Here is a 20,646-nt window from a genome sequence, read left to right as displayed (position 1 = left end):
GGGAACGCGGTCGTCTTTTTATATCCTTGTTAAAAATTCGCGTAAAGAACGTATTGTGGGCACATCGTATTTTAGCAGTGAGTCGTTCCGGTTTAACCAAATCCCATGCATTCCAGCTATTGTACTACTAATTGCATCTGTTTCTAATCGATCGCCAATATAATAGCAATCTTTCATTTCAAGATTCGATTGTAATCCGGCTCTGTGGAAAATTTCTGGGTCTGGTTTCGAAATACCAATTTCACTAGAAGTAAATATGTATTTGAAATATTGTAGAATGTTTAGAGCAGTTAACTTTTCGATTTGTTGTTCATAGTCGCCATTACTAATGATGCCCAATGAATATCCTCTTTGCTGTAAGGATTGTAATGTATAGAGTACATCTTCAAACACGGTCCAGTTGTTCTTATATAGTTCTATATATTGATTGAATTTGTGCTGAGATTCCCCGGGTGATAAGTTTACTCCATATGTTTTAAATAAATGATACATTCGCATCCCTTGTTGTTCTTGAAAAGATAATTCTTTGGATAAAAATTTGTTGAAATATTGTTCGGATAATTCATGCCATAGTTTCGAGGCCTCTAATTCGTTTCCTGAAAAAATATCATTATACTGTTGGAAGAAATGCGAGATACCATTTTTCTCAGCAGTCTCATAATCAAGTAAAGTTCCATCGACATCAAAGAAAATCATATTATAATCTCCTTGCTAATAACTATTTAGCGTTTTCTGCAACTTCATATCCTCTTACAAACAATAGAGTCATATAAGAAACAATAAATGAGAAGATGCTGTACATACCAACCCAAAAGAAAAATTTTGGAGTAAGGGCGATAACACCTATTATTAAAAAACTAGCAAACGTTACAATCGGCATTACGTAATACGTTTTCGTTCTACGTGTTCCAATAACAGAAACGATAAAGATAAGTAATGGACAAATTAATAAGACGAAAATCAATTCATTCATAGTTATGTCCCCTTTTCTAATGGAAGTAATCTGTTTCTCGTAAACGTTTTGAAATAAATACTCTCTTAATATAATTTCGCTAACATATACGTAATCCCTTTTGAAAGTCAGTAATACATGATGGATTTCACAATAAAAAACGTAAGCAAGAGAACAATTGCTTACGTTATAAAATAAACATCGCAACGATCGTGGTGACAATTAAGCCAATCACAACCGGTAAAAAGTTTCGGCGTGCAAGTTCAAATGGATCAACTTTACAAATGGCAGCGGCAGGAATAAGTGCCCAAGGAATTAACGTTCCTCCCCCGGTCCATATAGCTGCAATTTGTCCGAGTGCTGTTAATGTAGCTGTTCCATGACCAAGTGCTGTGCCGAAAAGATTTGCAATCGAACCAGCAAGTGATATACCTGAAAAACCTGATCCATCTAACCCTGTTATAACACCAACGATAGTTAATGTTCCTGCGGATACATATTGATTTAAAGGAACCGTTTGAGATAAGGCGATTCCTAAGTCGTTAATAATTCCGTGTGAACCTTTCGGTAAATAGTCCCCGATAATTTTTACAAAGCCGCTATCTCCTAAATAAAAGAGTGCAGCGATTGGAATAACTGGCCCGAAAATTTTAAATCCAAATTGGAGCCCCTCTATAAAATAATCGGTCGTTTTATTTAGTCCATTTCCTTTGTAGGCGATGAGAGAAATGATGATAATCATAATAACAGTCGTCCCGCCGATAAGTGCTGTTGCGTCGCTTCCTTGTAGTTTAAATTGAATCATGCAAAGAATATCGATGGCATATACGATCGGAATACAAATAGCGAGCCATTTTGTTGTCCGAGAAGATAATGAAGTGAGCGTTTTAGAAGACTCAGTTGATGGAATAGATTCTTGTATAGATAAGCCTGTATGAAATTTTTTTCGTAAGAAGAAGAATGCGACAGAAGTTGTTACAATACCCATAACGATAACGAGGGGAACACTGGCAGAAACAACGCTAGAAACAGGCAACCCAGCAGCGTCAGCGGTTAATTTTGGTGCACCTTGAATAACGAAGTCACCAGATAAGGAGATGCCGTGTCCGAATAAGTTCATAGCAATCGCAACCCCAATTGGCGGAAGGCCTACACGTACAGCGACAGGTAATAAAATTGCTCCCATTAAGGCGACAGCAGGAGAGGGCCAAAAGAAGAAAGAAATTGTCATCATCAAAAGGCCGATAATCCAGTAGGCGAGGGTAGGGGTACGAATCATCTTTGTAAATGGTGAAATCATTGTATCATTTATGCCAGTATGAACGAGTAGATTGCTCATGGATACGATAATGGAGATGATTAATATAGTTGGTAATAGTTCAGTAATGGCGTAGATGAAGCTTTGAAAAATACCGCTAATGGCAAGAGGAATAGAACTTGTTGCGGTTAATGCCAGTAAAAAGATAAAAACGATACAAATGATCGTCGTATCTTTTCTAAAAATAAAGAAGGTAATAATAGTGAGTAAACAAAGAATATAGAGAGCGTGTAAAAGCGTTAATTCAACTCCCATAACATTCACATCCTTAGGCGTTCGTGTAGTTCATTGTATGAAAGCAGTGAAAGTATGTGAGTATAGGAAAAAGAAAAAAATAAAATTTCATGTACTGTAATGGTAAGACTTAAAAATGGATGTTACAATACAATTAATCCTAAAAATGGAATTAAAGGAGGGGCTATGCACAAAAAAATTGGTTTTTGGGGATTTATTATATCTTGTAGTCTATTAATCATTTTAAATCTATTTACAAAGAATGAATGGATAAGTATTATACCTGTTCTCGGGTTTGTTTTTATACTGTTATATCGTTGGGATGACATGAAACAATATAGTAAGAAAAGTATTGGAATTATGATAGGTATCATTGTTGTTTGTTCATTTGTCGTAGGGTTTATTTTAATAGAGGGGCAAAGGCAAATGGAGAAAATGTCTATTTTTCAAGAATGGATGTCGTCTGCGAAAGGTCTTTATCTTGTAATTGTAGTCGTCATTTTTCTAGGAGTCATGATAAGAATAGGGAGTTACATATTAAAGAGCGAATAGAACGGGGGGAGTGCGAATGAGAGAAAAAATAGGGTATTATGGTGTGCTCGGTTGTTTAATATTATCAGTCATTTCAGGACAATTTCTTAAAAGTGAATGGATAGGCGTTATATTATGTATAGGAGTATTGATTTTTGCTCCCATGTATCGCTGGGATGAATGGAAAGCATATAGTCGAAAAAAGAAAATTGTTTTCAGTATCGAGTTTGTCATTATAATTGGTACGATTCCATTTTTGTTATTGAAAGGAAATGAGATAATAGATGGAATTGTAATGTTTCAAGGGTGGTTATTTATTGCAAAATTGCTATATTTAATATGCATTTTAATGTTGGTAGCGGTAGTCACTAAAACAGTAAACGAAAAGCTATTCGTTAATGAATAAAAGAAAATGCCACCTTATTCGGTGGCATTTTCTCATTTTACTGCATGAGCTTTTTGCATCTTTTTAATTAAACGAATTTGTCCACGATGATTGATTTCATCTTCAAATACGTGAAACCATTTAAAGTAGTTATTTGCTGGTTTGTCATACCAAAATTCTGTCGTTTTAAATAACCATTCATCAGGTAACGTTTGAAAAGTTTCGATTGTTTTGGAACGTACTTCTTGTAATGTATGCATGTAAAATTCTATAGCGTTTCCTTTTATTTTCTCACGTCCAAGATCACCTAACTCAATACCAGGTAACCAACGTTCTAATTCAGCTTCCGTTGGTTCACGGTCTTCAAAAGTATGAATCTGGTAGTAAAATTCAACAGCGGCCATAGGGTACAATAACATACCAATTGAATTTGCTTCATCATCATATAAATAATCAAGTTCTTCAATTGTTAAGCCTTCGACAGCCTGCATTGTTGTATAGCGAGCGTAATTCATCATGGAAACAAGTTTTGAAAATTCAACTTGTAAACCATCTATTTTATCAATTACAAAATTCAATTTAAATGCCCCCTCTTTAAATGAATACCCCAGAGAAGGAATTTTATGTGCAATGAAAAAATCCTGTTAAAAACTTTAAACTATTAACAAGGAATAACAATTAGCTCTTTATTTGATTTTGTAATAACTTCATATCCGTCTTTTGTAATGACGATATCATCTTCAATTCTACAACCGCCCCAGTTTGGTATATAAATACCTGGTTCAACTGTAACAACCATACCTTCTTCTAAAGTAGCCTTACTTTCTTGGGATAGGCGAAGCGGTTCATGTATTTCTAACCCAAGACCATGACCAGTAGAGTGACCGAAATATTGACCGTATCCATGTTCTGTAATGTAATCTCTCGTTATATCATCGATACTTTTCGCAGTTTCTCCAGGCTTAATCGCTTCAGTCCCACGTTTTAACGCTTCTCGTACAACATTGTATATCTTTTTGAATTCTTCTGATGGTTCCCCTATTGCTACAGTACGTGTAATATCGGAACAATATCCGTCGTAAAGTGCACCGAAATCTAATGTAACGATGTCGCCTCGTTCGATTATTTTATTTGATGCAACTCCATGAGGAAGTGAAGAACGAACGCCAGAAGCTACAATAATTTGAAATGATGAGGATGTAGCACCTTTTTTTCGCATGAAAAATTCTAACTCATCTCGTACATCATGTTCACTTATTCCCGGTTTTAGAAACTTAAGGATGTGGTGAAATGCGTCGTCAGCAATATTAGCCGCAATTTTCATTGTTTCTATTTCAGGTGTGTCTTTAATAATACGAATATCTTCGATAATTTCACACACTTGCACCATTTCCGCATGTATGTATTTTTGTAAGTTTTTATATTGTTGTAATGTCATGTTATTTTCTTCAATTCCAAGTTTTTGAATGTTTAATTTCGATACTTGATTTGCAACTTCTTTCTCTAAATTTCCTTTATGCATAACAATTTCAGCGTCTTTTATTTGTGATTTCGCTTGATCTACGTAGCGAAAATCAGTTATAAAAACCGCTTTATCCGCAGAGATTAAGACGACGCCAGCGCTGCCTGTAAAGCCTGTTGCATATTGACGATTTTCTTTTTTTGTAATAAGTAATCCGTCAATTTCATATTTTTGTAGTTGATTTTGGATTTTATTAATTCTTAAAGTCATGTTAATTTCCCCCTTTTCACAGTATTGAATAAAGCAAATAGCGTGCCAAAATGTATATTTGAAGAAAAGATAGTAGGAACTACATGTGTTTTAGGGGAGATAAAAAATTAGCCCGCTATTTGTGGGAGGCGGTTTGTTCATAAAGTCAAGATTACTTCAATAATCAGTGGGGGGATGAAAAGATATTGATTGAAGGTGCACTTTATATACATATTGTAAAAAAATTTATACAGATGTGAAATGACACTGTCAATTTTTTTGACAATATTGAAGGGAAGAAAGATGTTATGAATTAGTGAATGGATATATGAACTGAATTGAAACCATATAAAAAATGCGTCGCTTGCAAGCAACGCATTTTTTAATATTTATGCTTTTAATTTCATTACAGTATCAGCATCCGGTGTTACATATACAGTTTGCTGATTGTCATATGTAACAAAGCCAAGTTTTGCACCACTCGGTTTTTTCACATGACGTATTTTCGTGAAATCAACAGGTACAGAGCTAGACTCTTTTGCTTTACTGTAATAAGCGGCGATTTTTGCAGCCTCTAGTAAAGTTTCTTCAGCGGGTTCCAAAGAACGAATGACAACATGAGAGCCAGGTATGTCTTTCGTATGTAACCAAATTTCATCACGACGGGCAAATTTCGTTGTTAAATAATCATTTTGTTTATTGTTTTTGCCGACGAAAATTTCTGTTCCATCACTAGCTAAATATTTGTCCAATACCGGTTTAGTTGGTTTCTTCTTAGCATTTTTTGCTTTGCGATTGCGCATATAACCTTCTTCGGCTAATTCCTCGCGAATTTCTTCGATGTCTTTTGAAGAAGCAGCTTCCATTTGTTGAAGTAAGCTATCAAAATAAAGAATTTCTTCATTTGTTTTTTCGATTTGTTCTTCTACAACAACAACTGAATTTTTTGCTTTTTGATATTTTTGGAAATAGCGTTGTGCATTGTCGGATGGTGTTTTTAAAGGATCTAATGTGATTTTTACAGTCCCACCATTTTCGTCGTAATAGTTAACGACTTCAATATCTTTGTCACCTTTTTTCAAAGCATACATATTGGCTGTAAGTAGCTCTCCAAAAAGTTGATATTTATCTGCTTTCCCGGCATCTTGTAATGTTTTTTCTAGTTTAATGAGTTTTTTCTCATTTTTATTTTTTTCGTTTTGCATAAAGCGCTCTAAATCATGCGCCTGTTGTTTTACACGATCGCGCTCTGCTTTACCGAAGAAGAAGCGATCTAACAATTCGCTTACTGATGAGAATGTTTTTTCTTTTCCTTGTAAGTGCGTAAGAGGGAAAAGATAAAAGAATTCTTTCCCGTTTGCAGTACTCATTGTTGGTGAATATGTATGAGTTAGTAATGGCTTTTGTATGGAGAAAAATGCTTCAGATAATGCTTTTTCATTTACCAAACCTGCTTTTTTCACTACTTCTTTTGCGAATAACGGTGATATTCCCGTAAAGGTGCCGACAAGCTGTTTATCCATGTTTCCAGATAGAAAGTCTAGCGGTCTAATAAATTCATCATCTGTTTCAATCTGAAGCGGGTTAATTTTATGTTGTGCTGGTGGTGCAATATATTCAGCTCCAGCGTATACGGTTCGATGTCGGTTTACTGCTAAAGAAACGTGTTTTAAGCTATCTAAAATATTGTTTGTTTTTGTGTCTACTAAAATGATGTTACTATGTCGTCCCATGATTTCAATTACTAATGTCTTTAGCGATTCATCACCAATTTCATTTCTGCTGCGAACTGTAATTTGAATAATGCGCTCTAAATCAATTTGTTCAATCTTTTCAATGAAACCACCTTCTAAATGCTTGCGGAGAAGCATACAAAACATTGGTGGAAGTGCGGGTGAATCGTAATTTTGGTTTGTTAAGTGTAAACGTGCATATGTCGGATGAGCGGAGAGAATCAGTTTTTGATTCTTTCCGTTTGCGCGAATATGTAATAAAATCTCGTATTTTGAAGGTTGATATATTTTGGAAATTCTTCCCGTGTAAAGAGAATTTGCAATTTCATGTGTAATCGCTCTTGTAAATAATCCATCGAATGCCATAAATGAACACTCCTTTCTAACTAAAAGTTAATTATAGCATTTTTTTGGACGAGGCTGAATAAGCTTTCATTAGAGTATGTCTGGAATCAGGAGGTCGATGGCAGGATGAATTGGTATGAAATGCGAGCACATGAAGTGGAGGAAAGAACGAATACGAATGTGGAGGTAGGTCTTACAGAGCAAGAAGCAGAGGGGCGATTAAGGAAATTTGGTACAAATGAATTGCAAGAAGCAAAGCGGCCTTCTGCACTTATGGTGTTTTTAGCGCAATTTAAAGATTTTATGGTACTTGTTTTATTTGGTGCAACAATTATTTCAGCTTTTTTAGGAGAATATATCGATTCAATTGCAATTGTTGCAATCGTTATTATCAATGGTATCCTTGGTTTCTTCCAAGAAAGGAAAGCTGAAAAATCGTTGGAAGCTTTAAAAGAGTTGGCAGCTCCTCAAGTTACGGTGCTAAGAAATGGGAAGTGGGTAAAAGCGCCGTCTAAAGCGCTTGTATTAGGTGATATTATTAAGTTTTCTAGTGGTGATCGTATTGGCGCGGATGTTCGTCTTGTGGAATCTTCAAGTTTATATATCGAAGAGTCTGCTCTTACAGGGGAGTCAGTACCGGTACAAAAGAAGGTAGAAGCATTACAAGGCCAAGATGTTTCAATTGGTGATCAAAAAAACATGGCATTTATGGGGACGATGATAACGAGAGGTGCTGGAACAGGGGTAGTCATAGCGACTGGAATGAATACAGCTATGGGCCAAATTGCAAATATGTTGCAAAATGCTGAGCAAATGGAAACACCATTACAAAGAAGGTTAGAACAGCTAGGGAAAATTTTAATTATTGTCGCTCTTATTTTGACAGCTCTTGTAGTATTAGCTGGTGTATATCAGGGGAATGAAGTGTATCACATGTTTTTGGCTGGGGTTTCGCTCGCAGTTGCGGCTATTCCGGAAGGATTACCAGCTATCGTTACAGTTGCGCTATCACTTGGTGTACAGCGCATGATTAAAAAGAGAGCAATTGTGCGAAAGTTGCCAGCTGTAGAAACGTTAGGGTGTGCTTCTGTTATTTGCTCAGATAAAACAGGAACAATGACACAAAACAAAATGATGGTAACACATATGTGGTCAGGCGGAGAATTGTGGAAAGTAACAGGTCAAGGCTATGAGCCAACGGGTTCGTTTATGAAAGGTGAAGAAGTAATTGACCCTTCTAAGACGAAATCACTGTATCAACTACTCACATTTGGCTGTTTATGTAATAATGCGAATGTTATTCAAAAGAAAAAGACGTATGTGTTAGATGGAGATCCAACAGAGGGAGCTCTCGTAGCTGCTGCAATGAAGGCGGGAATATCACGTGAAGCTCTTAAAGGGAAATTTGAAGTCATTCGTGAATTTCCTTTTGATTCAACTAGAAAAATGATGAGCGTTATCGTTCGTGATCGTGAAGGGAAAAAATTTGTTATTACAAAAGGAGCACCAGATGTTCTATTGCAAATGAGCCAAACGATTTTATGGGGGAATAAACAGCAGCCTTTAAGTGAAATGTATCGAAAAGAAGTGCAGGCAGCGATTCATAGTCTAGGAAGTCAAGCTTTACGAACGATTGCGGTGGCATTTAAACCGTTAAAAGCTACAGATTCAATTGAGCATGAAAGAGAAGTAGAGCAGGATTTTATGCTTGTTGGAATACAAGGAATGATAGATCCGCCAAGACCAGAAGTGGCGCAAGCGGTGAAGGAGTGTAAGGAAGCTGGTATTAGAACGGTAATGATTACGGGAGATCATAAAGTGACAGCAATGGCAATTGCGGAACAGTTAGGGGTTTTACCAGCTGGTGGACGCGTTGTTGAAGGTGTAGAACTTGCGAATATGGATGTAGAGGCATTAGAAGATATTGTAGAAGATACGTATGTATTCGCTCGAGTGTCTCCTGAGCATAAATTGAAAATCGTTAAGGCGCTGCAAAATAAGGGGCATATAGTAGCTATGACAGGTGATGGAGTGAACGATGCTCCAGCTATTAAAACAGCTGATATAGGGATTGCGATGGGAATTACAGGGACAGATGTTGCAAAAGAAGCTTCTTCACTTGTTTTGTTAGATGATAACTTCGCTACGATTAAATCGGCGATTAAAGAAGGTAGAAACATATATGAAAATATTCGGAAGTTTATTCGATATTTGCTAGCATCTAACGTTGGTGAAATTTTAGTTATGTTATTTGCGATGTTACTTGCACTGCCATTGCCGATGGTTCCAATTCAAATTTTATGGGTGAACTTAGTTACTGACGGTTTACCAGCGATGGCATTAGGTTTGGATAAGCCTGAAGGAGATGTCATGAAGAGAACACCACGCCATCCGAAAGAAGGGGTGTTCGCTAGAGGGCTTGCGTGGAAAATTATAAGTCGTGGTTTTCTAATCGGAGCAGTGACGTTAGTAGCGTTTATTATTGCATTTAACCAGCATCCAAATGAATTAAAGTATGCACAAACGGTAGCTTTTGCAACATTAGTACTTGCTCAGCTTATTCATGTATTTGATTGTCGTAGTGAACATTCTATATTTCATCGTAACCCGTTTGGAAATATATATTTAGTAGGGGCGGTTATTATTTCTTTACTGTTAATGCTTGTAGTTATATATTATCCACCATTACAGCCGATTTTTAGCACAATGCCGATACAAGCACGAGATTGGTTGTTAATTGGAGGATTATCATCTATTCCGACTTTCTTATTAGTAGGATCTTTATTAACAAGAACGAAGGATAAAAAGAAAAAGCCACTGTTATATAAGAAGGGACTAAACTTGAAATAGTCAATGATATGAAAATATGATATAATTTACAGAAGGTAGTAGAGCCTTGTCTCTATTACCTTTTTCATTGAGTTATTTCATGGCTTGGATGTGATAAAGATGATTTGTAGTATGACAGGATTTGGAAGGTCGAAAGTAGAAAATGATACTTTTCAAATAACAGTAGAAATGAAGTCGGTGAACCATCGCTTTTTAGAAATGAGTATTCGACTTCCGAAGCAAATGATGGTGTTTGAAGACAGAATTCGTAAAATAATTGCAGAACAAGTTCGCCGTGGACGTATTGAAGTGTCTATTAGTATAACAGGTGAAGGGCTTGTTGAAAGAAAATTAAGTGTGAATTGGGAGCTTCTCAAGCAGTACCAATCCATTATGGAAGATATAAAAGGGAAATTTCAATTACAAGATTCTATTACAATCGGGCAACTAATGGGAATGCCAGAAGTAACGGCAATTGAAGAAATAGAAAATGTAAATGAACAATTTGAAAACAGTTTATATGAGGCTGTTCGCCAAGCTGCTCATATGTTAAAAACGATGAGAGATGGCGAAGGAGAACGATTACATAAAGATATAGCGTATCGTTTGCAAGAGATTCACAATTGTGTAAATGCAATTATTCCACATGCACCAATTGTTACACAAAAATATCGTGAACGATTAGAAAATCGCTTAAAAGAATTACATAATCAAGATTTAGATGAACAAAGATTGCTAACAGAAGTCGCAATGTTTGCAGAGCGTTGTGATATTCACGAGGAGTTAGTTCGTTTACAAAGTCATTTAGATCAATTTCGTGAAACACTGCAGATTGAAGAGCCTGTTGGAAGGAAAATGGACTTCATCGTGCAAGAGCTGCATAGAGAAATTAATACGATTGGTTCTAAGGCAAATGACTTAACAATTTCAAAATATGTTGTAGAAATGAAAAATAACCTTGAAAAAATTCGTGAACAAGTACAAAATATTGAGTAGCTTTCAAAAAATATATAAAGTTATACGTGGTGGAGAAATCGGATAGACTTACTAGGAGGCGCAAACTATGGCCATGCGGTTTTTAAATATTGGATACGGAAATATTGTATCTGCTCATCGAATTATTGCTATTGTAAGTCCGGAGTCAGCTCCTATTAAACGAACAGTACAGGAAGCACGTGAACATAATGCTTTGCTTGATGCTACGTATGGGAGAAAAACAAGGGCGGTTATTGTTATGGATGATGGGCATGTAGTATTAAGTCCAATTCAGCCAGAGACGATTGCACATCGTTTGAATAATAAAGAAGATTTAAGTGAGGAAGGGTAGGTTTTACATATTTATGAGAAGTAGAAGAGGATTGCTCATCGTTCTTTCAGGACCTTCTGGGGTTGGAAAAGGAACGGTTCGAAAAGAGCTATTTAGCCATGAGGATACACGTTTTCAGTATTCTATTTCAGTAACGACGCGTAAACCGCGTGAAGGTGAAGTAGATGGTGTGGATTATTTCTTTAAAGAGAGAGAAGAATTTGAGGAAATGATTCGTAATGAAAAGTTACTTGAATGGGCTGAGTTTGTTGGTAATTATTACGGAACACCAATTGATTATGTTGAAAAAACATTACAAGAAGGAAAAGACGTGTTCCTAGAAATTGAAGTACAAGGAGCAATTCAAGTTAAGAAAGCCTTCCCTGAAGGTGTATTTATTTTCTTAGCACCTCCAAGTTTATCTGAACTAAAGAACCGAATTGTCGGTCGTGGTACAGAAACTGAAGATGTTATTGAAAATCGTTTAACTGTAGCGAAAGAAGAAATCGAAATGATGGACGCTTATGACTATGTTGTAGAAAACGATCAAGTTGAATTAGCTTGCGACAGAATTAAAGCAATTGTGGTTGGCGAACATTGCCGCCGCGAAAGAGTAGCAAAATATTATAAAGAAATGACGGAGGGTCTATAATTATGTTAAATCCATCAATTGATTCATTATTAACAAAAATCGATTCTAAATATACGCTTGTAACAGTAGCTGCGAAGCGTGCGCGTGAAATGCAACTTGCGAACAATTGTGTTATTGAGCAACCTGTTTCTCATAAATGTGTAGGTAAATCATTAGAAGAAATCGATGCAGAAGTATTAAAATATGTACCAAGTGAAGACAAAATCATCGATTAAGACATTCTTTTCGACAAATTAAAACATAGACTTTATAATTTTCTATGTAACGGTAACAACCTATTTACAAGTAGGTTGTTATTTTTTTACGATAGGGAAGAAATAATCGTAACAAGGTGGAACAACATATTGGTACTGACGAGCTGAAAATTCTATTTCAGTAGAATAAGTTTGAAAAAGAAAGAGGACGAGTCATATGCTAAAAGGGAAAAAGATACTTCTATGTGTAACAGGAGGCATTGCAGTTTTTAAGGCAGCTGCGTTAACGAGTAAATTGACACAAGCGGGTGCTACTGTAAAAGTAATGATGAGTGAATCGGCAATGAAGTTTGTTACACCTCTTACATTTCAAGCGCTTTCTCGCCACGATGTATATACGGATACGTTTGATGAAAAAGACTCAGCGGTTATCGCTCACATTGATTTAGCGGATTGGGCAGATGTTGTACTTGTGGCACCTGCTACAGCGAATTGCATTGGGAAGTTAGCGAATGGTATTGCGGATGATATGATAACGACTACGTTGTTGGCTACTACAGCTCCAGTTTGGATTGCGCCTGCTATGAATGTGCATATGTATGAAAATAAAATTGTTCAAAAAAATATGATGACGTTAAAAGCGTTAGGATATACATTTATTGAGCCTGGCGAAGGCTTTTTAGCATGCGGTTATGTAGCTAAGGGAAGACTGGAAGAACCTGAGGTGATTATTGGAAGGTTAGAAGAGGTTTTCTCAGAACAAAAACCATTGCAAGGAAAGCGAATATTAATAACGGCTGGCCCGACACGTGAAAAGATTGACCCAGTCCGTTTTATGACGAATTTTTCTTCTGGAAAGATGGGGTATGCGATTGCAGAAGTTGCAGCAAGCTTAGGTGCTGATGTCATACTTGTGTCAGGACCGACAGCATTAAATCCGCCATTACATGTAACAACAAGACAAGTAGAATCTGCACAAGATATGTTAGAGGCAGTTCTTCAACATTATCAGAATGTAGATGTTGTTATCAAGACAGCGGCAGTTGCAGATTATCGCCCAAAATATGTTCACGATAATAAAATGAAAAAGCAAAATGGCGATGCTGTTATTGAATTGGAAAGAACAGTAGATATTTTAAGAACATTAGGTGAGAAAAAAGAGCGACAGTTACTTATTGGATTTGCAGCTGAAACGACGAATATAGAAGAATATGCGACGAAAAAATTACGCGAGAAAAATGCAAATATGATTGTTGCGAACGATGTGAAGGCGCAAGGAGCTGGCTTTGGTACAGATACGAATATTGTAACAATGTATAGAAAAGATGGAGAGATTATTGAGTTACCACTTTTAACAAAGAAAGAAGTGGCTCGTGAAATATTAAAGCAAATCGAAATGATGTTAGAAGATGATTGTGTATGAAGTTTGCAAGTGTAATTGTTGATGTACCAGCACGTCAAACAGATCGGCCGTTTGATTATATCATCCCTAAAAAATGGGAAGATATCGTGCAAACAGGAATGCGTGTAGTAGTTCCATTCGGTCCAAGAAAATTGCAAGGCTTTATTATTGGCATAAAGGACTCGGCTGAGGTAGAAAGTAAAAAATTAAAGGCACTCCATGAAATATTAGATGTTACTCCGGTTTTAAATGAGGAATTATTAAGGCTTGGATATTGGCTTACAAGTGAAACGTTATGTTATATGATTTCAGCTTTTCAAGTGATGCTTCCGACAGCGATAAAAGCGACGTATAAAAAACGGATACAACTTCGTAAACAAGAAGAAGTAGCACCTGAACTACTGTTTTTATTTCAAAACAAAGAGGCGATAGATTGGGAAGCGATTGAGACGCAGCCGCATCTATACCGCACTATTCAACAAGAAATTAAAAATGGCACGATTGAAGTTGTTTATCAGGTAAAGGATAAAGTGCAAAAGAAAAAACAAAGAGTAGTACAGCCGGAGTTGCCAGAAGATAAATTAGAATTAGCGGCATTTGAACTGAAAAGTAAAAAACAACAAGATGTACTCTATTATTTTGTGGAAAATTATAAAAGTGTACCGTTGAAAGTGATAACAGAAGAGTTGCAAATAACAGATGCTCCAATAAAAGCACTTGTTAAAAAGGGACTAATCTCAGAAAAGTATGTGGAAGTATATCGGAATCCATATGACGATGATGATTTTGAACAAACGAAACCATTTCCGCTTACTGAGGAGCAAAAGCAAGTTATTACACCGATCTTATCATCAATTGCAAATGAAACTTATAATCCATTTTTACTATATGGTGTTACAGGAAGTGGGAAGACAGAAGTATATTTACAATCTATAGCAGCGGTGTTGAAAAAGGGAAAAGAAGCTATTGTACTTGTTCCGGAAATCGCGTTAACGCCTCAGATGGTAGATCGTTTCAAAGGTAGGTTCGGTTCGCAAGTTGCGGTTCTTCATAGTGCGCTTTCAGTTGGTGAAAAATATGATGAATGGCGAAAGATTTTAAGAAAAGAAGTGAAAGTTGTAGTTGGTGCACGTTCAGCTATTTTTGCTCCTTTTGAAAATTTAGGAATTATCATTATAGATGAAGAGCATGAATCGAGTTATAAGCAAGAAGATAATCCGAGATATCATGCAAGAGATGTAGCGGTGTGGAGAGGGCAATATCATAAGTGCCCAATCGTTCTTGGAAGTGCAACCCCAACACTTGAATCATTTGCTAGAGCAAAAAAGGGTGTCTATGAGTTGCTGACGATGGAGAAACGTATGAATGAACAAGCTTTGCCGACCGTAGAAATTGTAGATATGCGTGAAGAACTTCGTGATGGAAATCGCTCAATGTTTTCAAAGGCACTACATGAGAAAATAGCAGATCGATTAGAAAAGAAAGAACAAATGGTTCTCTTTTTAAATAGAAGGGGACATTCTACGTTTGTGATGTGCCGTGATTGTGGATATGTCGTACAATGTCCGCATTGTGATATTTCGTTGACATACCACAAAATGAATCATCGTTTAAAATGTCATTATTGTAGCCATGAGGAAAGTATGCCAACAGAGTGTCCGGCTTGTAATAGTACATACATTCGTTTTTTTGGTACTGGTACACAAAAGGTAGAAGAAGAAATCACAAAACTATTTCCACAGGCGCGAGTCATTCGAATGGACGTAGATACAACAAGCCGTAAAGGAATGCATGAAAAATTACTAAAGGCATTTGGGGAAGAGAAAGCAGATATATTACTGGGAACACAAATGATTGCAAAAGGACTTGATTTTCCGAAAGTGACGCTTGTAGGTGTATTAACGGCAGATACGATGCTGCACTTACCTGATTTCCGAGCGAGTGAAAAGACCTATCAGCTATTGACGCAAGTGAGTGGACGTGCTGGAAGGCATGAATTGCCAGGGGAAGTTGTAATTCAAACGTATACACCGGAACATTACAGTGTAGAATTAGCAAAGAATCAGCAATATGATGTGTTTTTTGAACATGAAATGCAAATGAGACGAACAAGACAATATCCGCCGTATTATTACGTTGTGCTTGTAACCGTATCTCATCCAGAATTATTAAAGGCAGTCCAAGTGACGGAAAAAATTGTCGGTCATTTACGAACGCATTGCTCACAGCAAACAATGGTATTAGGCCCAGTTGCTTCAGCGATTCCAAGGATAAAAGATAGATATCGTTACCAATGCATGATAAAATACAAACGGGAACCAAACTTAAAGAACGTGCTCAAAATGGTAAATGAACATTATCAAGCAGAAATGCAAAAAGAGCTACAAATCTCAATTGATTTTAATCCAACAATGTTAATGTAGCGGAGGGAAATATGGCAGTTTTAGAAATTGTAAAGCATCCAAATGAAGTATTAGAAACACCATGCGAAAGAGTAATTAACTTTGATAAAAAGTTAGTGAAATTGTTAAAAGATATGCATGAAACAATGTTAATTGCAGATGGCGTTGGTTTAGCTGCACCACAAGTAGGTGTGAGCTTACAAGTTGCTGTTGTTGATATCGGTGATGATACGGGTAAAATAGAATTAATAAATCCGGTTATTTTAGAAAAACGTGGTGAACAAGTAGGTCCCGAAGGCTGCTTAAGCTTTCCGGGACTTTATGGTGAAGTGGAGCGTGCAGATTACATTAAAGTGCGTGCGCAAAATCGTCGTGGGAAAATATTCTTATTAGAAGCAAAAGACTTCTTAGCGCGTGCGATTCAGCATGAAATCGATCATTTACATGGTGTTTTATTTACATCTAAAGTGACGAGATATTATGAAGAAAACGAATTAGAATAGGTGTTAAAAGGAGCGGTTTTTGAATGATAAAAGTAGTATTTATGGGAACACCGGACTTTTCTGTACCGGTGCTTCGTCGTCTTATCGAGGATGGATATGACGTAGTGGGTGTTGTAACACAACCGGATCGTCCAGTAGGTAGAAAAAAGGTTTTAACGCCTACTCCAGTTAAAGTTGAAGCAGAGAAACATGGTATTCCGGTGCTACAGCCACTGAAAATTCGTGAACAAGACGAATATGAAAAAGTATTAGCACTAGAGGCAGATTTAATTGTAACAGCTGCGTTCGGTCAGATTGTACCAAACGAAATTTTAGAAGCACCAAAGTACGGATGTATTAATGTCCATGCATCATTACTTCCAGAGCTTCGCGGTGGTGCACCGATTCATTATGCGATTATGGAAGGAAAAGCGAAAACAGGCATTACAATTATGTATATGGTAGAAAAATTAGATGCTGGTGATATCTTAACGCAAGTAGAAGTGGAAATTGACGAGCGTGAAACGACGGGCTCGTTATTCGATAAGTTAAGTGAAGCAGGTGCACATCTTCTATCTAAAACAGTACCTTTATTAATCCAAGGTAAGCTAGAACCAATTAAACAAAATGAAGATGAAGTAACGTTCGCATATAATATAAAACGTGAGCAAGAGAAAATTGATTGGACAAAAACAGGTGAAGAAGTATACAATCACATTCGCGGATTGAATCCATGGCCAGTTGCTTATACAACTTTAGCAGGACAAGTTGTAAAAGTATGGTGGGGAGAGAAAGTTTCTATGGCAGAGAAAGCTGAACCAGGTACAATAGTCGCTCATGAAGAAGATGGATTTGTTGTTGCAACAGGTAATGAGACAGGTGTTAAAATTACTGAATTACAACCGTCTGGTAAAAAGCGCATGAGTTGTTCACAGTTTTTACGTGGAACAAAACCTGAAATTGGCACGAAGTTAGGAGAAAATGAATGAGACAAAATGTTCGTGAGTTAGCTCTTGATGGTTTAATTCAAGTAGAAAAAAGTGGCGCATATAGCAACTTACTTTTAAATAACCTGATTGAAAAAAGTGCAATTGATAGAAAAGATATAGGCTTATTAACTGAAATTGTATATGGAACAATTCAACGTCGTGACACATTAGACTACTATTTACAACCATTTTTAAAAAAGAAGGTTGAGGCTTGGGTAAGAGTGTTGCTTCGCCTATCTTTATATCAAATGCTATATTTAGACCGAGTTCCAGAAAGAGCGGCTATTCATGAAGCTGTTGAGATTGCGAAACGTCGTGGGCATAAAGGGATTTCAGGCATGGTGAACGGAGTATTACGTTCAATTCAGCGAGAAGGTGTACCGTCGTTAGAAGAAATCAAGGATCCGGTAGAACGTCTTGCGATTACAACGAGTCATCCAGCTTGGCTTGTACAAGACTGGGTATCTGAATACGGTTTAGAGACAGCAGGGAAAATGTGTGAAGTAAATATGTTACCACCTGTACCGACAGCACGTGTGAATGTTGATAAAGTTACGGTGGAAGAAGCGATTGGGCTATTAGCAAACGAGGGTATAGAAGCGAAACGTGGCGATTTGTCAGATGATGCAATTCAAATTGAAAGAGGGAATGTAGCGCATACAGAAGCGTTTAAAAAAGGATTTCTCTCTATTCAAGATGAAAGCTCTATGCTGGTGGCACGTGCTTTAGAACCAAATGAGGGCGATGCAGTCCTTGATAGTTGTGCTGCCCCAGGCGGGAAAACAACGCATATTGCAGAGCGATTAAAGGGAACTGGTAAGGTAATGTCCCTTGATTTACATGCACATAAAGTGCGTTTAATTAGACAACAAGCAGATCGACTTGGTCTAGAAAATGTAGAAACAAAGGCATTAGATGCTAGAAAAGTTCAAGAGCATTTTGAAAATGAAACCTTTGATAAAATATTAGTAGATGCGCCATGTTCAGGATTCGGTGTTATAAGACGTAAACCTGATATTAAGTTAGGGAAAGATAAGGGCGATAGTGAACGATTATCAACGATTCAATTTGCGATATTAGACAAAATAGCACCATTATTAAAACAAGGTGGTCGCCTTGTTTATAGTACGTGTACAATTGAAAAAATAGAAAATGAACAAGTAATAGAACGTTTTTTACAAGAGCATCCTGAATTTGAGTGGGATACTACGATAAAAGAACGTATGCCAGAAAAATTAAGTCCGTACATTGATGAAGGTCAAGTACAAATTTTACCGCATTATTTTGCAACAGATGGCTTTTATATTGCTTGTTTAAGAAAGAAGGTGTAGCATCATGGAAACAACTGTAAAAAAACAAAAGAAAAATCTAGAAACAAAGAAACCGTCAATTTACTCTTTACAACTTCATGAAATGCAAGATTGGTTAAAGGAACAAGGGGAACCTAAATTCCGTGCAGGGCAAATTTTTGATTGGTTATATAAAAAACGTGTAAAAAATTATGAGGATATGTCAAACCTTTCTAAAGGATTGCGCGATAAATTGTCGAATTCCTTTGATATTACTACTTTAAATACATTAGTAAAACAAACGTCTTCGGATGGAACAATTAAATTCTTATTCCAGTTATACGATGGATACTCTATTGAAACGGTATTAATGCGACATGAATATGGAAATTCGATCTGTGTAACAACACAGGTTGGTTGCCGAATTGGCTGTACGTTCTGTGCTTCTACACTTGGTGGGCTAAAACGAAACCTAGAAGCTGGAGAAATTGTAGCGCAAGTAGTAGAAGTTCAGCGTGCGCTTGATGAAACAGAAGAGCGTGTAAGTTCTCTTGTTGTTATGGGAATTGGAGAGCCGTTTGATAATTATGACAACTTAATGTCATTCTTACGCATTGTAAATCATGAAAAAGGAATTCATATTGGCGCAAGGCATATGACAGTTTCAACAAGTGGAATTGTTCCAAAAATTTATAAGTTCGCTGAAGAAGATATGCAAATCAATTTTGCGATTTCATTGCATTCTGCAAATACAGAGTTACGTTCAAAATTAATGCCGATTAACCGTGCTTATAAGCTACCAGATTTAATGGAAGCTGTTAAATACTATGTAAATAGAACAGGGCGTCGTATTACGTTTGAATATGGCTTATTTGGAGGGGAAAATGACCAAGTTGAGCAAGCGGAAGAACTTGCTGCGCTCTTAAAAGGTGTAAAATGTCATGTAAACTTAATTCCGGTAAACTACGTGCCAGAACGTGATTATGTACGTACGCCACGAGAGCAAATTTTCTTATTTGAAAAGACGCTAAAAGATCGTGGAGTGAATGTAACAATTCGCCGTGAACAAGGTCATGATATTGATGCAGCCTGCGGTCAGTTGCGTGCAAAGGAGCGCAAAGAAGAGACGAGGTGACGAGATGAAAGCCGTGTTTCTATCGGATAAAGGGAAAGTTCGTCAACATAATGAAGATAGTGCAGGAGTTTTTCACAATTTAGATGGAAATATTTTAGCGGTAGTAGCAGATGGAATGGGAGGTCATCGAGCTGGCGATGTAGCTAGTTCGATGGCTATTCAATTATTCCATGATTATTGGAAGCAAACGCATAATATGAATGAGCCTAAAAAAGTAGAAAAGTGGTTACATACTAACGTTGGAATTATTAATGAGCGTATATATGCTTACTCTAAGCAGCATGTTGAATGTAATGGCATGGGAACAACGGTTATCGTAGCGATTTGTACACCTAGTTTTGTAACAATAGGTCATATAGGAGATAGTCGTTGTTATATGGTATCAGAGGGAGAAATGTCGCTTATAACGGAAGATCACTCACTTGTAAATGAACTTGTTAGGCACGGTGAAATTTCAAAAGAAGATGCAGAATATCACCCGAAAAAGAATGTTCTATTAAGAGCGTTAGGTACAGAAGAAACAGTTGGATTAGATGTTAAAACATTAGTTCTAGAAGAAGATGATCAATTGCTTCTTTGCTCTGATGGATTGTCTAACAAAGTCCCTATGGCTGATATGCAACAAATTTTACAATTGAATGAACAGCTCGAGGCGAAGGGAGAGCATTTCATTCAATTAGCAAATGATCGTGGTGGAGAAGATAATATCACCCTCGTTATTATTGATTATGCGGATTCGGCAAACGAAAGTAGGTGA

General features: G+C 36.8%; 20 protein-coding genes. 14 read left to right on the top strand and 6 right to left on the bottom strand.

Annotation, left to right across the window (positions count from 1 at the left end):
- Positions 1–18: 18 nt before the first annotated feature.
- The 3 genes from LUS72_RS19220 to LUS72_RS19210 all read right to left on the bottom strand — a co-directional run bounded on the left by LUS72_RS19220 (position 19) and on the right by LUS72_RS19210 (position 2,525).
- The gene (locus tag LUS72_RS19220; protein WP_097830932.1) at positions 19–696 is read right to left on the bottom strand and encodes an HAD family hydrolase; all 678 of its coding nucleotides are present in this window, start codon (positions 694–696) and stop codon (positions 19–21) included.
- 22 nt (positions 697–718) lie between these two features.
- Positions 719–973: a YbeF family protein gene (locus tag LUS72_RS19215; RefSeq protein ID WP_097830933.1), complete on the bottom strand. Its 255-nt coding sequence runs from the start codon at positions 971–973 to the stop codon at positions 719–721.
- Between the two features lie 166 nt (positions 974–1,139).
- Positions 1,140–2,525, bottom strand: a complete 1,386-nt coding sequence (locus tag LUS72_RS19210; protein ID WP_264447996.1) for a hypothetical protein — start codon at positions 2,523–2,525, stop codon at positions 1,140–1,142.
- Between the two features lie 99 nt (positions 2,526–2,624).
- Here LUS72_RS19210 and LUS72_RS19205 point away from each other — a divergent pair, with 99 nt between their 5' ends.
- Both LUS72_RS19205 and LUS72_RS19200 read left to right on the top strand, forming a co-directional pair.
- Positions 2,625–3,056: a YoqO family protein gene (locus LUS72_RS19205; protein WP_170960990.1), complete on the top strand. Its 432-nt coding sequence runs from the start codon at positions 2,625–2,627 to the stop codon at positions 3,054–3,056.
- A 16-nt stretch (positions 3,057–3,072) separates the two neighbouring features.
- Positions 3,073–3,441 carry a YoqO family protein gene (locus LUS72_RS19200; RefSeq protein ID WP_097830936.1) on the top strand — a complete coding sequence of 123 codons (369 nt, stop codon included), beginning with the start codon at positions 3,073–3,075 and terminating at the stop codon, positions 3,439–3,441.
- A 32-nt stretch (positions 3,442–3,473) separates the two neighbouring features.
- Here LUS72_RS19200 and LUS72_RS19195 read toward each other — a convergent pair whose 3' ends face one another.
- From LUS72_RS19195 to LUS72_RS19185, 3 genes are all read right to left on the bottom strand, one after another.
- Positions 3,474–3,998 (bottom strand): DinB family protein, encoded by a 525-nt coding sequence (locus tag LUS72_RS19195; RefSeq protein WP_097830937.1) that lies wholly within the window; start codon positions 3,996–3,998, stop codon positions 3,474–3,476.
- 83 nt (positions 3,999–4,081) lie between these two features.
- Positions 4,082–5,152, bottom strand: a complete 1,071-nt coding sequence (locus tag LUS72_RS19190; RefSeq protein WP_097830938.1) for a M24 family metallopeptidase — start codon at positions 5,150–5,152, stop codon at positions 4,082–4,084.
- Positions 5,153–5,520: 368 nt separating this feature from the next.
- On the bottom strand, positions 5,521–7,230 hold the full coding sequence (locus LUS72_RS19185) for an Rqc2 family fibronectin-binding protein (RefSeq protein ID WP_097830939.1): 1,710 nt from the start codon (positions 7,228–7,230) through the stop codon (positions 5,521–5,523).
- Positions 7,231–7,335: 105 nt separating this feature from the next.
- Here LUS72_RS19185 and LUS72_RS19180 point away from each other — a divergent pair, with 105 nt between their 5' ends.
- The 12 genes from LUS72_RS19180 (at position 7,336) to LUS72_RS19125 (ending at position 20,646) form a co-directional block, all read left to right on the top strand.
- Entirely contained in the window at positions 7,336–10,059 is a 2,724-nt protein-coding gene (locus LUS72_RS19180; protein WP_264447970.1) for a calcium-translocating P-type ATPase, SERCA-type, read from the top strand.
- A gap of 99 nt (positions 10,060–10,158) precedes the next feature.
- Entirely contained in the window at positions 10,159–11,034 is an 876-nt protein-coding gene (locus LUS72_RS19175; protein WP_097830941.1) for a YicC/YloC family endoribonuclease, read from the top strand.
- A gap of 67 nt (positions 11,035–11,101) precedes the next feature.
- Entirely contained in the window at positions 11,102–11,365 is a 264-nt protein-coding gene (gene remA / locus LUS72_RS19170) for an extracellular matrix/biofilm regulator RemA (protein WP_001251456.1), read from the top strand.
- A 13-nt stretch (positions 11,366–11,378) separates the two neighbouring features.
- Entirely contained in the window at positions 11,379–11,996 is a 618-nt protein-coding gene (gmk, locus tag LUS72_RS19165) for a guanylate kinase (protein WP_001257739.1), read from the top strand.
- A 2-nt stretch (positions 11,997–11,998) separates the two neighbouring features.
- Positions 11,999–12,211: a DNA-directed RNA polymerase subunit omega gene (rpoZ, locus tag LUS72_RS19160; protein ID WP_000933968.1), complete on the top strand. Its 213-nt coding sequence runs from the start codon at positions 11,999–12,001 to the stop codon at positions 12,209–12,211.
- 196 nt (positions 12,212–12,407) lie between these two features.
- Positions 12,408–13,613, top strand: a complete 1,206-nt coding sequence (gene coaBC / locus LUS72_RS19155; RefSeq protein WP_097830942.1) for a bifunctional phosphopantothenoylcysteine decarboxylase/phosphopantothenate--cysteine ligase CoaBC — start codon at positions 12,408–12,410, stop codon at positions 13,611–13,613.
- A complete protein-coding gene (priA, locus tag LUS72_RS19150) occupies positions 13,610–16,015 on the top strand; it encodes a primosomal protein N' (protein WP_097830943.1) in 2,406 nt (801 codons plus the stop codon). Before coaBC ends, priA begins: the two co-directional genes overlap by 4 nt.
- An 11-nt stretch (positions 16,016–16,026) precedes the next feature.
- Positions 16,027–16,497: a peptide deformylase gene (def, locus tag LUS72_RS19145; protein WP_002173124.1), complete on the top strand. Its 471-nt coding sequence runs from the start codon at positions 16,027–16,029 to the stop codon at positions 16,495–16,497.
- Positions 16,498–16,520: 23 nt separating this feature from the next.
- Positions 16,521–17,465, top strand: coding sequence for a methionyl-tRNA formyltransferase (fmt, locus tag LUS72_RS19140; protein WP_097830944.1), 945 nt, complete (start codon positions 16,521–16,523; stop codon positions 17,463–17,465).
- Positions 17,462–18,796: a 16S rRNA (cytosine(967)-C(5))-methyltransferase RsmB gene (rsmB, locus tag LUS72_RS19135; RefSeq protein WP_097830945.1), complete on the top strand. Its 1,335-nt coding sequence runs from the start codon at positions 17,462–17,464 to the stop codon at positions 18,794–18,796. The genes fmt and rsmB overlap by 4 nt, the downstream gene beginning before the upstream one ends.
- A gap of 4 nt (positions 18,797–18,800) precedes the next feature.
- A complete protein-coding gene (gene rlmN, locus LUS72_RS19130; protein ID WP_000450535.1) occupies positions 18,801–19,889 on the top strand; it encodes a dual-specificity RNA methyltransferase RlmN in 1,089 nt (362 codons plus the stop codon).
- Positions 19,890–19,893: 4 nt separating this feature from the next.
- Positions 19,894–20,646: a Stp1/IreP family PP2C-type Ser/Thr phosphatase gene (locus LUS72_RS19125; protein ID WP_097830946.1), complete on the top strand. Its 753-nt coding sequence runs from the start codon at positions 19,894–19,896 to the stop codon at positions 20,644–20,646.

The organism is Bacillus cereus (genome assembly GCF_025917685.1).
Classification (GTDB): Bacteria; Bacillota; Bacilli; order Bacillales; family Bacillaceae_G; genus Bacillus_A; species Bacillus_A cereus_AT.
The sequence above is the reverse complement of the archived record's forward strand: the minus strand, read 5'-3'. Positions and strand labels throughout refer to the sequence as shown.